Genomic DNA, 16,825 nt, shown 5'->3' on the forward strand with positions numbered 1-16,825 from the left:
ACTATAGCCAGCCTTTCCGGCGGAAATAGAAAAGTGGAAGCAGTGCCGAGGCGACCATCATGCCAAGCGCCATTGGATAACCCCAGGGAGAGTTCAGCTCCGGCATGAAGGAGAAATTCATGCCGTAGATGGATGCAACCAATGTCGGCGGCATGAAGCCCACCGCGGCGACCGAGAAAATCTTGATGATGGCGTTTTGCTCGACGGAGATGAGGCCCACGATCGTATCGAGCAAAAATGTGACCTTATTGGACAGAAAGTCCACATAGGCGACGAGTGATTGCGCATCGCGTTCGAGAGACTTGATCCAGGATCGGGTATCTTTCTTTGTGGCAACAGGACTGTTGATTGCAGAAAGATAAACCAGCATGCGGCTGACGCCAGCGAGACTTTCACGCATTCGGGAGAGGAACGTACCCTGTCCACCGATCTGTGTGAGAATGTGCCGGAAATCTTCGGTTGTCATTGGTCGGGCTTTTGGCTGACGGCGATAGATGGAATGCGAAGCCGCATCGATCTTACCCGCAACACCTTCCAGAATATCCGCAAGCCGGTTGGTGGTCGCCTCGATGATCCCCAGCATGATGGACAGGCCAGAGCATTTGGGAGTAATTAGTCCGTTACCCGGCTTGGTTGCGCGCGTAATATACATACTGACAGATTTCGGATTGGCATAACGCACCGTTACGAGCCGCGACCCATGCACAATAAAAGTGACTGGCGCCAGTTCACGATGATCGAGATCGACCGCATGCAGGATCGGAACGGTCAGATACTGCGCACCGCTTTCCATATAGAAGCGACTCGATTCTTCAATCTCAGTCATGTCTTCACGTGTAGGAATGGAAATACCAGTCCATGCCTCGACGATGTGATCCTCATTGACGCCCGGCGCGAGCAGGTCGATCCATATAACATTGTCTGGCAGAGGGTTGCCCGGTTCCACCTCGACGCTTTCGAGATGGTCTCCGTTAAGGCAGTAAAGCGTAATCATGCGGCACCCGGTTAAACAGTCTCAATTTTAGCCTGCCACATTGCGCGATAATTGTTAACGTAATGCGGCAGATACGGTTAAAGCAGATTAAGTGCCGCCTGTAATCCACATTGACATGCGAGATTATGACAGATAATTCATCAAGTCATCCGATGACTTTGGTGAATTATGGAAACGCTATCAAGAAAAAGCCTGGCGGATGCGGCCGAGCAGTCCATTCGGGCCGAAATTACAGCCGGCAATTGGCGCGTTGGCGAACAGTTGCCGAATGAAGCAAGCCTTTCTGCCAGACTTGGTGTTAGTCGTGGAACGATACGGGAAGCCGTAAGAACGCTTGTTGCTCAAGGGATGCTGGAAACGAGGCAAGGTTCAGGAACCTATGTGTTGTCCGCTACCGATACGACCCGCAGTCTTGATCGGATTCGCCATACCAGCTTGCGCGATCGTTTTGAAACGCGCGCCGCCCTTGAAGTTGAAGCAGCACGGCTTGCAGCTCAGAGGATAACACCTGAAACGATCCGCCATCTCGAAATAAAGCTTGAGCAGCGCAACAAGCGTCCGGAAGCAAGCCGAACCGATTTTGTTTCGCGGGATTTCGCGTTTCATGAAGCCATTGTCGCAGCATCAGGCAACAGTGCGCTGATTGAGGTCTATGCGTTCTTTTCCCAGTCCATCCGGGAATCGATTGAAGCAACTCTCGATGGCGAGTTGCCCGAACCAGGCCACGAAGAACATCGCGCCATTGTTAACGCTATAGCGGCTGGCAATCCCGATCTGGCCGGTGCTGCAGTGCGTCGGTTTATGACGCCATTGATTGAAGAACTTGAAAGGCTGCTGGCATCATGAGCCACACAAAGGATGTTCCGTCGGGTGCTGTGACGGCAGAAGAACTGGCGCACCATGCAGAGCCATTTGTCGATGCGGAAGCCGATAGTGTGCCGCAACCCGCTGCACAGCGCCTGCCCAGCCCCGCGTTGCGTGTGCTGCTTGGCCTGAGCCTTGTGCTGATTGCCGCCAATCTTCGCCCTGTCTTTTCGAGCGTTTCGGTGCTTCTGCCGGAAATCATCGAAGCGACCGGCATGTCGGCAACTGCTGCAGGTATTTTGACAACCTTGCCGGTTGTCTGCCTGGGTCTGTTTGCACCCTTTGCACCTCGTCTTGCACAACGGTTCGGTGCGGAACGCGTATTGCTTTTTGTTCTTATCGTTTTGAGCATAGGCACAGCGATCCGGGGTATCGGCAATTCGGCTTCCCTTTACATAGGCGCTGTTCTGGCTGGCGCTGCTATCGCAACGGGCAACGTTTTGCTGCCCGGGGTGGTGAAGCGTGATTTCCCAAAAACGGCTGCGATCATGACCGGCTTTTATACGATGGCACTGTGTGGTGGCGCCGCTGCCGCCGCAGGCTTCACAATTCCGATCGAGCATATGCTCGGTGGTTCATGGAATCTGGCGCTGGCGTTCTGGGCTATCCCGGCGGTCCTCGTGCTCGCGCTCTGGTTGCCGCAGGCGCTGCGGGCAAAGCACAATGTCGCGCATTCAGGATTCAAGGTCATCGGGCTCTGGAAAGATAAGCTTGCCTGGCAGGTCACGCTGTTTATGGGGCTGCAATCCTCTATGGCCTATGTTGTTTTCGGCTGGCTCGCGCCGATCTTGCGTGAGCAGGGCTTGAGTGCGACCGCAGCCGGAGGCCTGGTTTCATTTTCGATCATGGTTCAGGTCGTCACCTGCCTTGCTATCCCGTCGATTGCTATTCGACAGAAGAGTCAGAGCTTACTCAATGCGATGCTTTGCATTTGCGCGGCTTTGCCATTGATCGGCTTTCTCTATCTGCCGCAATGGAGCTTCTGGATATTGGCGGCCATTCAAGGGATCGGGCAGGGCGGTCTGATTGCGGCTGCGATGATGGTGATTGTGCTGCGTTCGCCCGATTCGCATACCGCCGCACACCTGTCGGGTATGGCGCAATGTGTGGGCTATACACTGGCCTCCATCGGACCGCTGGTCGTGGGTATGATCCATGGTGCCACAGGCAGTTTTGCCGCTTGCGGTATTTTCTTCGCATTGCTGGGAGCAGGGGCAGCCATAAACGGCTGGGGCGCTGGGCGCGCACGACATGTCGGCGTGACTGTCGTAAAAGAAGCATAAGAAAAAGCCCCGGAAAACCGGGGCTTTTGTCTTTATAAAGTAGACTTACACGAACTGGCCGAGACCAGGGATCGATCCGACCACTGCATCGACAGGCTCGTCGCCAGCTTTTTCCTTGGCAAAGCGGATGGTTTCTTTGGCAACGCCAGAGATTTCACCCATACCAAGACCGGCACCCATCAACTGAGTTCCAAGGCCCATCACGCCGCCCATAAGGCCGGAAAGCAGACCGCCGCCCTTGACCTGCGAAATGGCTTCTTCTGCGCCCGGAAAAGCTGCTATCAGCTGCTGCACCTTGTCGGCAGGGCCTTCCTTTTGCAGAAACGCCAAAATCATGCCAACGGCTTTCTGCGCCGTTGCGGCATCGATGCCAACATTGGAGGTGATGCGCGCGATCAGTTCATCCATGAGAGTCTCCCAAATTTCTTACGTTTACGTAATATGCATTCCCGTTGACGCTTTGCAAGCTTTCCTAATTCAAAATATAGGGAAATTCCTGCGCTACTATGACGGCGAATTAAGCATTGAAGCCAAAATTCAGCTTTATCGTTGTTGTGTGATGGCGGTGCTAGTATATCGTAACGGTAGCAAACCTTTTACGGAGCGACCTGCCTGATGACCGCCGATGATGCAATTTTCCTTGGCGCAAGCCGCAAGCCAGACGATTCCTTTCAGCAGCCCGAATATTTAGCGCTGAAATATGGGAATAGGCATGGGCTTGTAACGGGTGCAACGGGCACTGGTAAGACGGTGACATTGCAGGTGTTGGCTGAGAGTTTTTCGGCCGCAGGGGTTCCTGTTTTCTGTGCCGACATCAAGGGTGACCTCTCAGGCATTGCGGCAACTGGCATCGTTAATGATAACCTGACCAAGCGTGCAGCTGAGGTGGGACTTGAGCCTTATGAAATGCGGGCGTCTCCGGTCATTTTCTGGGATATCTTCGGCGAGCAGGGACATCCGGTTCGTGCGACTATATCCGAAATGGGTCCGCTGCTTCTCTCGCGCCTGATGAACCTCACGGATGCGCAGGAAGGCGTGCTTAACGTGGCCTTCCGTCTTGCAGATGAAGAAGGTCTGCTTCTGCTGGATCTGAAAGACCTGCAGTCAATGCTTACGGAAATGGCAGAGCGTTCGGCGGAGCTTTCCGCAAAATATGGCAACGTAAACAAGGCTTCTGTTGGCGCAATCCAGCGTTCGCTGCTTGTGCTTGATCAGCAGGGTGGATCAAAGTTCTTCGGCGAACCGGCGCTGCGCATTGCTGATCTGATGCGCACCACGACCGACGGACGTGGTGTGATAAGTGTGCTTGCAGCAGACAAGCTGATGATGAGCCCGCGCCTCTATTCGACATTTCTGCTGTGGCTGATGTCTGAATTGTTCGAGGAAATGCCAGAAGTCGGCGATCCTGATAAGCCGAAGCTCGTTTTCTTCTTCGATGAAGCACATTTGCTGTTTGATGAAGCGCCGAAGGCGCTGGTCGATCGCGTGGAGCAGGTGGTTCGTCTGATCCGCTCGAAGGGTGTCGGTGTATATTTCGTGACACAGAACCCGCTTGATGTGCCGGAAACGGTCCTTGCCCAGCTTGGTAACCGTGTGCAGCATGCGCTCCGTGCTTACACGCCGCGCGAAACCAATGCGGTGAAGACGGCAGCCGATACGTTTCGGCCAAACCCCGATTTCAAGACATTTGAGGCGATCACCAATCTTGCGACCGGTGAAGCACTGGTTTCGACATTGCAGGCCAAAGGTGTTCCGTCGATGGTGCAGCGCACATTGATCCGCCCACCATCATCGCGGATTGGTCCGTTGACACCAGATGAGCGTGCAAAGGTTATCGCAGCGAGCCCGGTTTCCGGGCAATATGATCAGACTGTCGATCGTGATTCAGCTTTTGAAATGCTGGCCAGAAAAGCACAGGCCGCCACTGCGGCACAGCAGAAGACCAAGGAAGAAGAATCCGGAGAAGGTGGCAGTATTCTGGGTGATCTGGTTGGAACTGCGCTGGGAACTGGCCGTCGTACAGGACGTCAGACTGTTGCCGAAACTGCAATGAAGTCGGTGGTTCGGTCCGTCAGTAACTCACTTGGGCGCGCACTGGTTCGCGGTATTCTGGGTAGTTTCAAACGCTAAAATCTTAGTATGTGATAAAAAAAGCCCCCATGATGGGGGCTTTTTTATTTGTTCATTGAGAAGCCAATTCAGATTACATAACCAGAATAGGCGACTTCGCAGGTACACGATTATAAAGGTCGATAACGTCCTGGTTCATCAGGCGTACACAGCCCGAAGAAACGGCCTTACCAATTGACCACCATTCAGGATTGCCGTGCAGGCGATAGATGGTGTCTTTGCCATCTTTGAAGATGTAGAGCGCGCGCGCGCCGAGCGGGTTTTTGAGGCCAGGGGCCATGCCGCCATTGCGTGAGCTATATGGCTCGAGCTCTGGCTGACGGGCGACCATCTCATCCGGTGGCGTCCAACGTGGCCATTCGCGCTTGTACTGGATGACAGCGCGACCGGACCATGCGAAGCCGTCGCGGCCAATGCCGACGCCGTAACGCATTGCCTGACCGTTACCGAGTACCAGATAGAGGAAACGGTTGGTGGTGTCGACGACGATCGTGCCCGGCATTTCGCCTGTCGGATCCTGAACGACCTGACGCAAATAGCGCTTGTCCATCTTCTGGATCGGAATGGCAGGAAGCTGAAAGCCATTATCTTCCACTGCGGCATACATTGATGCCCAGCTTCCGTATGAGGCATCGACATTCGCCTGTGGCGTCCTGTTAATAGGATTGCCCGAAGCATCCACATCGACAATTGGAACATTCTGCCCCAACTGAGCACAACCGGCCAGGCCGGCGGCCGCTGTTGCTGTCATGGCCGTAAGAAAGGAACGGCGGGTAAGGGTTGTGTGCATATGAAAACCAGATTAGTGACGGGAGGAGCTACAGATACAACGGTTAGAGTTAATGAAATGCAACCAATCCGTTGTTGTGATCACAAGTTGCAGTGTAATAGCGATGCTGAACTGTTTTTGTTCGGCGATTTGTGGGAGCAAAACGCCCCATAAATGTGGCTGTCAGCCGGTCGTAATAAGGCCTAAACATGGCCGATACGCCGCGATATGCTTCGTGTTGCCGTTGCGACACAATTTTGGCCGCAACAGATGGTTGTCGCATAGAATTGCCCGTTCAAGTTTTGGTGATACTCAGTCGAGGAGCTGCAGGCTCGGCAGAATAAGGGTGGGCGCGTGCTGCTTATACTCGTCAGGCTGGTTGGATCGATTGATCCAGACCGCGCGCATGCCGAATCGTGCAGCGCCTGCAACATCCCATCGATTGGATGACTGAAACGATATTGCGGATGGGTAGAGCCGCCATTGTGTGGTGACAAGCTCATAGACGCTAGGCGCCGTTTTGTAGCGCTGCACAGCATCTACGGAGATCACGTCGTCCAGCAGAACATCAAGTGCCGCTGATTTAACCGCAGCCTCCAACATGGCTGGCGAGCCATTGGAGAGAATGGCCAGACGTGCGCCGCGGCTCTTGAGGCTTTTGAGTGCCGCTGGCACTTCAGGATAACAATCCAGTTTCCAGTAGGCATCAAGAAGATCGCTGCGAAGGGCATGGTCTACGGAAGGATAGCGCGCGAAGGCGAAATCCAGAGCATCTTCTGTCAGGGCCCAGAAATCTTTGTAAGCTCCCATGAGGCTGAGGACCCACGAATATTCCAACTGCTTGGCTCGCCACAGTTCCGAGAATAAGCGCCCATCTGGGCCAGCTTTATTCTCATGTTTACGCACGGCCGAGTGCACATCGAACAATGTGCCATAAGCGTCGAAAACATAGGAACTATAAGGCACTGATTTTCTCCATTCGTGCATCGATCTTAAAAAAAGTAAAGTGGACCTTATCCTTATGCAATTTCAATAAAAATTCATTGCTTTGGGCTGCAAATTTAGAATATGCGCCATTGCCGCCCGAAGCGTTGCGGCCTATGTAAGTTGCGCACGCAAGTTTCCGGGTATGCATTCGCTCTGCCCACCGCAAGCTGAAAGACAAAGAGGAGAGTTCCAATGGCTTTTGAACTGCCCGCCCTTCCGTACGATTATGACGCACTTGCTCCGTTCATGTCGCGCGAAACCCTCGAATTCCACCACGACAAGCACCATCAGGCTTATGTTACCAATGGTAACAAGCTGCTTGAAGGTTCAGGTCTTGAAGGCAAGAGCCTTGAAGAAATCGTCAAGGAAAGCTTTGGCAAAAACCAGGCGCTCTTCAACAATGCTGGCCAGCACTACAACCATCTTCATTTCTGGAAGTGGCTGAAGAAAGACGGCGGCGGCAAGAAGCTGCCAGGCAAGCTCGAAAAGGCAATTGAGTCTGATCTTGGCGGTTACGACAAGTTCCGTGAAGACTTTATGGCTGCCGGTGCAGGCCAGTTCGGTTCGGGCTGGGCGTGGCTGTCGGTAAAGAACGGTAAGCTGGAAATTTCTAAGACCCCGAACGGCGAAAATCCGCTGGTTCATGGCGCAACGCCAATTCTGGGCGTCGATGTGTGGGAACATTCCTACTACATCGATTACCGTAATGCGCGTCCGAAGTATCTTGAAGCTTTCGTTGATAGCCTCATCAACTGGGATTACGTACTCGAGTTGTACGAAAAGGCATAATTTGCCGCTTCAGTATTTGATCTGGAAAGCCCCGCGTAAGCGGGGTTTTTCTTTGCCGTCGGTCATTAATCCAGCAAAACATGATTATTAATATCAAGAATTAATTGATCCGAAAATATGGACAGGAAAGAATATCAGAGAAACTAAACAATAGTATTTTTATCATGTTTTTCACGTTGTCGTGAACTATTTGTAATAATCGATATAATATCCGCATGTTACTTTTGATTGTCAGAATTTATTCGATGCATTTGTTGCAAAGGTGGGAATTGTATCGGATATTTATACCAAGGGACGAATTTTGTTCAATTTTTAGATGCGGAGGATCGCATGCGTTCTTTTTTTCTAGCTTTCAGTTCAGTGGCTCTTTTGGCTGCCGGTGTGGCTCATGCTGATGTTATTGCGGATCGCCAGGCGATCATGAAGGACATGGGACGTTCCGTTGGACAGCTCGCGCCGATGGTCAAAGGCGAGAAGCCTTTTGATGCTGCCGCTGCGATGGCCGCGCTTGAGAAGCTCGATGCGGACGCGAAGAAATTAGACGTCGATACGCTTTTCCCGGCCGGTTCCGATCAAGGTGATACCGAAGCCTCGCCCAAGATTTGGGAAAATAAGGAAGACTTCGTCAAACACATTGAAAAGTTCCGCTCCGATGCTGCCGCTGCACTTGCGGCAAATCCACAGGACCTTGATGCGTTGAAGCCGGCATTCCAGCAGGTCGCCGCCAATTGCGGCTCATGCCATCAAGTCTATCGCGTAAAGAAGAACTAATTTAGCAAAACAATGGTCCGTAAACTCGCATATGCCGCCGGTGCTGTAATCATCATAGGTGCTGCCGCTTTCTGGGTGCTGACAACACCTCAGACGGTGGAGCAATCAGTGATCGCATCCTTGCAGCCAGGCGATGCGACGAAGGGCGAGCAGGTGTTTTGGGCAGGGGGATGCGCTTCCTGTCACGCCGCTCCCGGTGCTTCGGGCGATACCCGTAAGGTACTGGCCGGAGGACATGAGCTGGTTTCGGATTTTGGCACATTCATCGCGCCAAATATCTCTCCATCAGAGCAGGGCATAGGTAATTGGACCTTGCATGATTTTGCCAATGCTATGCTGAAGGGTGTTGGAAGGACGGGAGAACATCTTTATCCGTCTTTCCCTTATACGTCCTACGCTAAAATGCAGCCGCAAGACGTTGCTGACCTCTTCGCCTACATGAAAACCCTACCGACTTCAGATAATGTGGCAGCTCCGCATAAGCTCGGATTTCCATTTAATATCCGTCGGGGATTGGGACTCTGGAAGCAATTGTATCTCTCGGACAAACCCGTGGTGGAACTTGCAAACGCATCCGATCAATTGAAGCGTGGCCAATATCTGACCGAAGCTCTCGGCCATTGCGGAGAATGTCATACCCCGCGTAATATCATTGGTGGGCTCGATACCAGGCAATGGATGGCTGGTGCTGTGTCGCCTGAAACTGGCAGTGATGGCCGTAAAGGCATCGTTCCCAATATTACCTCCGGTGAAGGCGGTATTGGTGAATGGGGTGAGAACGATATTGCCTATGCTTTGCAAAGCGGTTTCACGCCGGACTTCGATTCACTGGGCGGATCAATGGCGGATGTCGTGGCCAATATGGCGCATCTGACGGATGCGGATCGTGCGGCAATAGCTGCATATCTCAAGTCTATTCCAGCGCATAAGAACGGTTATCCGCCAAGGTAAATCAAAAAGATCAGGCCGTCTTTATCTCTTCCAGTCCAAGCTCTTTGATCATCGCTTGTCGCATGACGAATTTCTGGATTTTGCCTGTTACAGTCATCGGAAATTCATTGACGAAGCGAATGTGCGCCGGGATTTTGTAATGGGCAACACGGGGCTTGCAGAACGCGAGCAGATCATTTTCGCTCAGTTCAAAATCCCGATGCAGCTTGATCCATACGCAGATTATCTCGCCGAACCTGTTGTCAGGAATACCGAAAACCTGTGCATCGCTGATGGCGGGATGAGTGAACAAAAACTCTTCGATCTCGCGTGGGTAGATATTCTCGCCTCCGCGAATAATCAGATCTTTGATGCGTCCGACAATGTTGCAATAGCCTTCCGCATCAATAGTCGCCAGATCACCTGTATGCATCCATCCAGCGTCGTCAATGGCCTCAGCGGAGGCAGCTGCATCCGCCCAATAGCCACGCATGACGCTGTATCCGCGGGTTAGCAATTCGCCTTTCACTCCACGTGGCACAATCTTTCCATCTGGATTGATGATCTTTACTTCGAGATGTGGATGTATGCGACCGACTGTCGAGACCCGCCTTTCCAGCGGGTCGGCCGTGGCACTCTGAAAACTGACCGGGCTTGTTTCGGTCATCCCATAGGCAATGGTAATTTCGCTTTGATGCATTTCGCTGACCACCCGGCGCATGATTTCAATTGGGCATGGAGAGCCTGCCATGATGCCAGTGCGCAAGCTGGTGAGGTCAAAACGTGCAAATTCCGGATGGTCCAGCATTGAAATGAACATTGTGGGAACACCATGCAGGCCGGTGCATTTCTCGTCTTCAACGGTTTGCAGAGTCAGCAAGGGATCGAAACTGTCATTGGGTATGACCATACAAGCGCCGTGTGTCACGCAGGCCAGATTGCCCAGCACCATGCCAAAGCAGTGATAGAAAGGGACCGGGATACAGAGCCGGTCTTGTTCACTGAGCCGCATAGCCTCTCCAACGAAGAAGCCGTTATTGAGAATGTTGTGGTGGGTTAGGGTTGCGCCCTTGGGGCTACCCGTGGTGCCGCTGGTGAACTGGATATTAATGGGGTCGTCAAATTGCAGGTCGTCTGCAAGCTGTAACCGCTGTTTAATCGTGGTTGCATTGCCGGAGACTGCCACTTCATCGAAATTGAACATGCCAGACGTCTGTTCTTCGCCCAGACGAATGACATAACGCAGGCTCGGCAGCTGCTCCGAGTTTAGATAGCCGGGCCGCGACCGACCAAGTTCCGGAACGACGGAATGCAGGATTTCAATATAATTGCTGGTTTTGAGTGAAGGCGCGAGGATGAGCGCTGCACATTCCACCTTTGCCAGAACATGCTTGAGTTCATGTGCACGATAGGCCGGGTTTATATTAACAAGAACAAGACCCGCTTTGGCGCTCGCGAATTGTGTGAGCAGCCATTCCAAATTGTTGGGTGACCAGATGCCTAAGCGCTCACCGGGTTGAAGGCCGATCGCAAGCAAGCCTTCGGCGAGTGCATCAGCACGGCTCTTCAATTCGGCATAGTTCAGCCTGATATTCTGGTGACGAACTACAAGTGCAGGGCGGTTCGGATGCTTCTGCGCGATCAGATCAAGATGATTGCCGATGGTGTCGCCGATCAGAGGCGTTTCGCTGGCGCCGTGGACGTAGCTTGTCTGCTGCATATATCCAATACTCCTAATCGATACGTTAGGCGCCTCTGGTGGTTTAATTCCGGCATTTGCATCCCTCGGGATTCAAACATCAAATTCGATCCACCAGGACAGCATGACATTAAGATGGAGGGCGGAAAATCACAGTTTTGTCGATACAAAGGTTCCGGGTAAGATTGAATCGCCGGAAATGTTGTAACTATTTGTTTTTACGCATTATCCTACGAAAAATTCTTCGCATTTTTCTGGAAATGCTTATCGTTTCGTGCAGCGCACTACTGTTGGAAGTCCGGCGTTAGTATATTTGCTTTGCATTGTATAAAGCCAGCCTTTGCATTCCGACATAGTTTGGAAGCAGCGGAAGCGATCAATCGGCACCAGTCCGTCACCATCGCTGACAAATGGGGAATCGTCCACGCCGCTGAACTGGCCAACAATAATACCGCTGCCGCGCGGTGGTGTATTGCAACGCTGGCCCGCAAATTCGCTGACATTCTTGCGGACTTGTGCATTGGCGGTCGTAACGGATGGCAGAGCAATAAGGGCAGAAACTATCAAACTCACTGAAGCAATTGAAACGGTGATGCCGGGACGTAACATGGGGCTCTCCCTTGATCCGGAAGTTTTCAACTCAGATGATTATACGACATCCGGAGAGATTTTCTAAGCTCAAGTTTTCTTAGAAGTCCTGATGGTTATTCGCTAAATTAGTACCATTATTTATTCTTGAGCTTTCTATGAAATCAGTAGTTGTTGACAGAATAGGGTATTTGCCACTAAAGAGCAGAAGGTTCCGGCACCTGCCGCCTGCAGACTGATGTCTCGGTGAAGCCCGGCTATTTGATTTGTTCACCCTCGAAGCATTTCGTTGGTGGTAACGCAGGCACCCATCGCAATTGAAATGTGATTTGAGGAGTTTGTGATGCCTTCGGGACAATCACTGGATAATCGTTTTCTGTACGATTCTCCGGGACGCGTTTTCATAGCCAATGTGCTGCCTATGCTACTCATTATGATTATGAACGGCCTATTGAGCATCGTTGATGCTATTTTTCTTGGCCATTTTATTGGGGCAAGTGCAATGGCGGCAGTTAGCCTGGTCTTTCCGGCGGTAATGCTGACCATTGCGATGTCAACGCTTGTGAGTGGCGGAATGTCGAGCCAACTGGCGCGACATTTGGGCGGCGGCAGAATAGTCGAAGCAGAAGCTACCTTTGCCCGCGCACATGGTCTGGCAATCATCATTGCCCTTATCCTGATGGCGATCTTTTTTCTCGTCGGACGAACGCTCATCAACGATATGGCTGATGGAGATACAAGATTGTCAGAAATGGCCTATCTGTTTCTGCTGATCACCATTCTGGCTCTGCCAGTTCAGTTCATACTTGGACTTCATGCTGATGCTTGGCGCAATGAGGGGCGGGCGAGCCTGATAGCTTTCATGTCCGTTGGAGTAACACTCGCAAACATCGCATTGAACTATATTCTCATTGCACAGTTTGAGCTTGGTATAGCGGGATCGGCGCTGGGCACAGCAGTTGCTCAAGCGCTGGGGCTGGCGATGCTGCTTGGTTTCAGGCAATTCGGGCGAGGTGCAATATCGTTGGACGCTTTGCGACGTAATTCCTGGATGGGAGGCTGGGGGCGTATTGCCGCGTTAGGTGCGCCGTTGAGCTTGAGTTTTATTGGCATCGCGTTGAGCGCTGCATTTGTGATTAGCGCACTGCGCTTTTCAGAGGGTGCGGATTATGGGGTGCATGTCGCCGCCTATGGCATTGTAATGCGAATATTCGGTTTCACATTCCTGCCTTTAATGGCTGTCGCATTAGCTATGCAGAGTATTGTCGGAAACAATGTGGGTGCCGGGTTTTATAAACGCTCGGATACCGTTTTATGCATAGCCCTCATCACCGTGTTCATCTATTGCCTGATTATCGAAATACTCATTTTGAGTGTAGGCAATTTCATTGGCTCGGTTTTTGTTGATGACCCAGTGGTTATTCACGCCGTTGATCAGATCATCCAGCCGATGAGCTATGTTTATCTCTTCACCGGCCCTGTTCTGGTTTTCGCACTTTATTTTCAGGCAATTGGCAGGCCTGTCCGAGCGGCACTTTTGACGCTGACCAAACCGTTTTTGCTCATCCCTGCTTTTGTTACGACACTCACAATGTTCTGGAGTGAAAAGGCGATCTGGCTTGCCTTCCCGTTAGCGGACAGCGTGATTGCACTCATAGCGATTATGGTGCTGATCATGGTTTCGAAGAAACGCACAGCCAGCGGCGGCCTCGGCATTATTGCTAATCCTGAGCCTGCCGCGGCAGGCTGAAAATGAGAACCCCCGCCTGACAAGATCAGGCGGGGGTTCTCGATGTTTTCTGCTCTAAAGCTGAAATCAGGCCTTGCCAATCACTTTAAGGGCAAAAGCGTAGGTGTAGGCGACTTCTTCCAGTCGGGAAAAACGTCCCGATGCACCGGCATGGCCTGCATCCATATTAATACGGAAAAGAACCGGGTGATCATCAGTCTTGAGCTCCCGCAGCTTGGCAACCCATTTGGCTGGTTCCCAATAGGTAACGCGTGGATCAGTCAGGCCAGCAACAGCGAGAATGCGCGGATAGGCTTGTGCACTTACATTGTCATATGGCGAATAGGCTGCAATATTTCGATAATCAGCTTCTGACGTGATTGGATTGCCCCATTCAGGCCATTCCGGCGGTGTTAGCGGCAATGTGTCGTCAAGCATGGTGTTGAGCACATCGACAAACGGAACTTCCGCGATAATACCACCGAATGCCTCAGGAGCCATATTGGCAATTGCACCCATCAGCATGCCGCCCGCCGAACCACCATGCGCAACAATGCGGTCGTGGCTTGTGAAGCCTTCCTTCACGAGGTGCTTTGCTGCCGCAATGAAATCCTTGAATGTGTTGGTTTTCTTTTCTCGCTTACCGTTTTCGTACCAGGCAAAGCCTTTGTCTTTTCCGCCGCGAATATGTGCGACGGCATAAACAAAACCGCGATCAACAAGCGAAAGCCGTGATGTGCTGAAACTCGCCGGAATGGTGATGCCATAGGAGCCATAGCCATAAAGCAGGCACGGTGCTGATCCATCGAGCTTTGTGTCTTTATGATAGATCAGCGAGACAGGTACCAGTTCACCGTCAGCGGCGGGCGCAAGAATACGGCGCGTTACATAGTCTTCAATATTATGACCGGAAGGCACTTCCTGCGTTTTAAGCAGAACGCGCTCACGCGTGCGCATGTTATAATCGAAGAGTTGCTCTGGTGTCGTCATCGAAGAATATGAGAACCGGATGACTTCGGTATCATATTCAGCACTGCCATGCAGACCGAGAGAATAGGCTTCCTCATCGAATGCGATGGCATGTTGTTCGCCGGTTTTCCGATCGCGGATAACAATTCGCGGCAAGCCATTATCCCGCTCCATCCAGATCAGATGATGCTTGAAAGCGCCGTGTGAAAGAATGAGACGTCCGGGAACTTCAGCGACAACCTCCTGCCAGTTTTCTGGTTGAGGCGCAGACGCCGGCGCACGCATGATTTTGAAGTCTTTGGCGCCATCGACATTGGTCAGAATGAAAAATTCATCGCCACCGGGCGCAAGGTCGTATTCAACACCTGTCTTGCGTGCCATGACGAGCTGAGGCTTGGCCGTGGGGCTATTCGCGGGTAACAGCCAGCATTCCGAGGTCTCATGGTCGTGAATGTCTATGAAGACATAATCGTCGAGTGAGGAGCCGCCAACGCCCAGAAAGAAGCCCGGATCTTGTTCCTCATAGATCAGCTTATCGTGCGCCTGTTCTGTGCCGATCTCGTGATAGAACACCTTTGACGGCCGATGGTTCTCGTCCAATAAAGTATAAAAGAAACCTTTGCTGTCGGCATCCCAGACGCCACCTCCATTGGTGTCAGTGAGTATATCCTCGAGGTCTGACATGGAGCCCAGTTCGCGAACTTTAAGCTTATAAAACTCAGATCCTTTGTCGTCGTAGCCCCAGATCAAACGATTGTGATCGGGCGAGTGATCGGCTGAGGCGAGGCGGAAATACGCTTTGCCTTTGCCTTCCTTGTCGCCGTCAAGAAGAATGGTTTCAGCGCCGCCGTCGCGTGGCGTACGAATGAAATACGGTTGCTCACCGCCGGTGCGGTAAGAGACGCCATAAGCAAATGGTCCGTCCTTGGACGGTATAGATGAATCATCTTCCTTGATGCGGCCACGCATCTCGGCAAACAATGACTTCTGAAGCGCTTCCGTGTCCTGCATCAATAGCGTTTGATAGGCATTTTCGGCTTCAAGGTGCTTGCGAATTTCAGGCGCGAGAACAGATGGATCTTTGAAGACTTCCTGCCAGTTATCCGCGCGCAGCCATGCATAATCATCGGTGCGGGTAATGCCGTGGCGGGTGTCCGTTGCTGGGTGCTTTGGGGCTTTGGGCGGCTGAGGGACGTTCGACTCGTGCGGCATGTATAATCCATAAAAAGTGAATGAAATCAGTCCGGACCGTCGTAACGGCCCGGTTGGTCCAGAATAAGAAATCAATCCTGATCGAAGATCAGTGCGTTCCCGTTCATGCAATAACGGAGACCCGTCGGTGCAGGGCCATCAGGGAAAACGTGGCCGAGATGGGCATCGCAGTCGGTGCAGCGAATTTCAGTGCGTGTCATACCGTAGGAATGATCTTCAAAGGCTGCCACGGCATCGGGTTCTATTGGTTGATAGAAGCTCGGCCAGCCGGTGCCAGATTCGTATTTTGCTTCTGATTTATACAGCGGACGATCACAGCAAACGCAACGATAAGTACCATGCAGGGAGCCGTCGAAGTTCGGGCTGGAGAATGCGCGCTCGGTGCCGTGCTGACGGGTAATCTGGTACTGGATCGGCGTAAGTTGCTCGCGCCATTCCGCATCCGTCTTTATGACCTTTAGTGTGCGGGTCTGTTCGGTAGAGTTAGACATTTATATCTCCTCTTTTTTGCGAGGCCGTATGAATGGGAAACACGTGCAGTGCAAATTTGGCATAAACTATTCAATACACTACTAAATTGCTTGTGCATCTGAATGCCGGCATGTGCTCTGTGGTTCGTTGACATTATATAGTTGGTGGATAAGCCAAATGCGAGCGGATCTGAGTGAAATATATTCTGATTATGCCTTTTTGCTGCCTGACTCCTTATCCAATGTCGCAATCAATAAATTGTGTTTGCAGTGGCAGTGGTAAATAGACTTGGCGGAAAAAAACTATTGCTTATGTGTGAGCTACAAATTAAGGAAGCGACGGACAAGAGATGCTAATCCCCCCATCGTTGAGAATAAATGACAGAGCTGACAACAGCGCCGAACACTTTTGGTTAGTTTGAATAGCGCTTGAAGTTTTGTGTTTAAGTACACTGTATTTGCATATCCAAGAAGAATTAAATTCTTTTAATGTAATGTGGTTTGACAATTCTATTGCAAATGGCACTATTCATTGTTATTCGCAACGCGAAATGAGTTGGGCAGGGCATAAGAATTTCGCGTAGACGGCAATTGGTTCCCAGAGTCGCAGTCTGCTTGAGCTAAAGCAAAGACAAAAAAAG

15 protein-coding genes are annotated in these 16,825 nt (G+C 51.7%); 7 read left to right on the plus strand and 8 right to left on the minus strand.

Annotated features, from left to right (window positions below):
* Position 1 precedes the first annotated feature (1 nt).
* Positions 2 to 994 (minus strand): magnesium transporter CorA family protein, encoded by a 993-nt coding sequence (locus tag CEV32_RS21365; protein ID WP_094579075.1) that lies wholly within the window; start codon positions 992 to 994, stop codon positions 2 to 4.
* Positions 995 to 1,162: 168 nt separating this feature from the next.
* On the opposite strand from CEV32_RS21365, the gene CEV32_RS21370 reads away from it, so the two are divergent.
* A complete protein-coding gene (locus tag CEV32_RS21370) occupies positions 1,163 to 1,840 on the plus strand; it encodes a FadR/GntR family transcriptional regulator (RefSeq protein ID WP_094579076.1) in 678 nt (225 codons plus the stop codon).
* Positions 1,837 to 3,141, plus strand: coding sequence for a CynX/NimT family MFS transporter (locus tag CEV32_RS21375; RefSeq protein ID WP_094579077.1), 1,305 nt, complete (start codon positions 1,837 to 1,839; stop codon positions 3,139 to 3,141). Before CEV32_RS21370 ends, CEV32_RS21375 begins: the two co-directional genes overlap by 4 nt.
* A gap of 45 nt (positions 3,142 to 3,186) precedes the next feature.
* On the opposite strand, the gene CEV32_RS21380 is transcribed toward CEV32_RS21375, so the two are convergent.
* Positions 3,187 to 3,549, minus strand: a complete 363-nt coding sequence (locus tag CEV32_RS21380) for a hypothetical protein (RefSeq protein ID WP_094579078.1) — start codon at positions 3,547 to 3,549, stop codon at positions 3,187 to 3,189.
* A 207-nt stretch (positions 3,550 to 3,756) separates the two neighbouring features.
* Here CEV32_RS21380 and CEV32_RS21390 point away from each other — a divergent pair, with 207 nt between their 5' ends.
* Positions 3,757 to 5,271 (plus strand): helicase HerA-like C-terminal domain-containing protein, encoded by a 1,515-nt coding sequence (locus CEV32_RS21390; protein WP_094579080.1) that lies wholly within the window; start codon positions 3,757 to 3,759, stop codon positions 5,269 to 5,271.
* A gap of 73 nt (positions 5,272 to 5,344) precedes the next feature.
* On the opposite strand, the gene CEV32_RS21395 is transcribed toward CEV32_RS21390, so the two are convergent.
* Complete coding sequence (locus tag CEV32_RS21395) at positions 5,345 to 6,061, minus strand: L,D-transpeptidase (RefSeq protein ID WP_094579081.1); 717 nt, start codon at positions 6,059 to 6,061, stop codon at positions 5,345 to 5,347.
* A gap of 291 nt (positions 6,062 to 6,352) precedes the next feature.
* Positions 6,353 to 7,006: a haloacid dehalogenase type II gene (locus CEV32_RS21400; protein WP_094579082.1), complete on the minus strand. Its 654-nt coding sequence runs from the start codon at positions 7,004 to 7,006 to the stop codon at positions 6,353 to 6,355.
* Between the two features lie 213 nt (positions 7,007 to 7,219).
* Between CEV32_RS21400 and CEV32_RS21410 the strand changes: the two genes are divergently transcribed.
* The 3 genes from CEV32_RS21410 (at position 7,220) to CEV32_RS21420 (ending at position 9,538) form a co-directional block, all read left to right on the plus strand.
* A complete protein-coding gene (locus tag CEV32_RS21410; protein WP_094579084.1) occupies positions 7,220 to 7,816 on the plus strand; it encodes a superoxide dismutase in 597 nt (198 codons plus the stop codon).
* Between the two features lie 330 nt (positions 7,817 to 8,146).
* Positions 8,147 to 8,587, plus strand: coding sequence for a c-type cytochrome (locus tag CEV32_RS21415; protein WP_094579085.1), 441 nt, complete (start codon positions 8,147 to 8,149; stop codon positions 8,585 to 8,587).
* Positions 8,588 to 8,599: 12 nt separating this feature from the next.
* Complete coding sequence (locus tag CEV32_RS21420; protein ID WP_094579086.1) at positions 8,600 to 9,538, plus strand: cytochrome c; 939 nt, start codon at positions 8,600 to 8,602, stop codon at positions 9,536 to 9,538.
* A gap of 10 nt (positions 9,539 to 9,548) precedes the next feature.
* On the opposite strand, the gene CEV32_RS21425 is transcribed toward CEV32_RS21420, so the two are convergent.
* Positions 9,549 to 11,237, minus strand: coding sequence for an AMP-binding protein (locus tag CEV32_RS21425; protein ID WP_094579087.1), 1,689 nt, complete (start codon positions 11,235 to 11,237; stop codon positions 9,549 to 9,551).
* Positions 11,238 to 11,480: 243 nt separating this feature from the next.
* Positions 11,481 to 11,825: a hypothetical protein gene (locus CEV32_RS21430; protein WP_094579088.1), complete on the minus strand. Its 345-nt coding sequence runs from the start codon at positions 11,823 to 11,825 to the stop codon at positions 11,481 to 11,483.
* A gap of 322 nt (positions 11,826 to 12,147) precedes the next feature.
* On the opposite strand from CEV32_RS21430, the gene CEV32_RS21435 reads away from it, so the two are divergent.
* Complete coding sequence (locus CEV32_RS21435) at positions 12,148 to 13,554, plus strand: MATE family efflux transporter (protein WP_094579089.1); 1,407 nt, start codon at positions 12,148 to 12,150, stop codon at positions 13,552 to 13,554.
* Between the two features lie 66 nt (positions 13,555 to 13,620).
* Here CEV32_RS21435 and CEV32_RS21440 read toward each other — a convergent pair whose 3' ends face one another.
* Together CEV32_RS21440 and msrB are read right to left on the minus strand one after the other, a co-directional pair.
* Positions 13,621 to 15,714 carry a S9 family peptidase gene (locus CEV32_RS21440; protein ID WP_094579090.1) on the minus strand — a complete coding sequence of 698 codons (2,094 nt, stop codon included), beginning with the start codon at positions 15,712 to 15,714 and terminating at the stop codon, positions 13,621 to 13,623.
* 71 nt (positions 15,715 to 15,785) lie between these two features.
* Positions 15,786 to 16,205 (minus strand): peptide-methionine (R)-S-oxide reductase MsrB, encoded by a 420-nt coding sequence (msrB, locus tag CEV32_RS21445; RefSeq protein ID WP_094579091.1) that lies wholly within the window; start codon positions 16,203 to 16,205, stop codon positions 15,786 to 15,788.
* Between the last annotated feature and the right edge of the window lie 620 nt (positions 16,206 to 16,825).

It is taken from the genome of Brucella rhizosphaerae (assembly GCF_002252475.1).
Lineage (GTDB): Bacteria > Pseudomonadota > Alphaproteobacteria > Rhizobiales > Rhizobiaceae > Brucella > Brucella rhizosphaerae.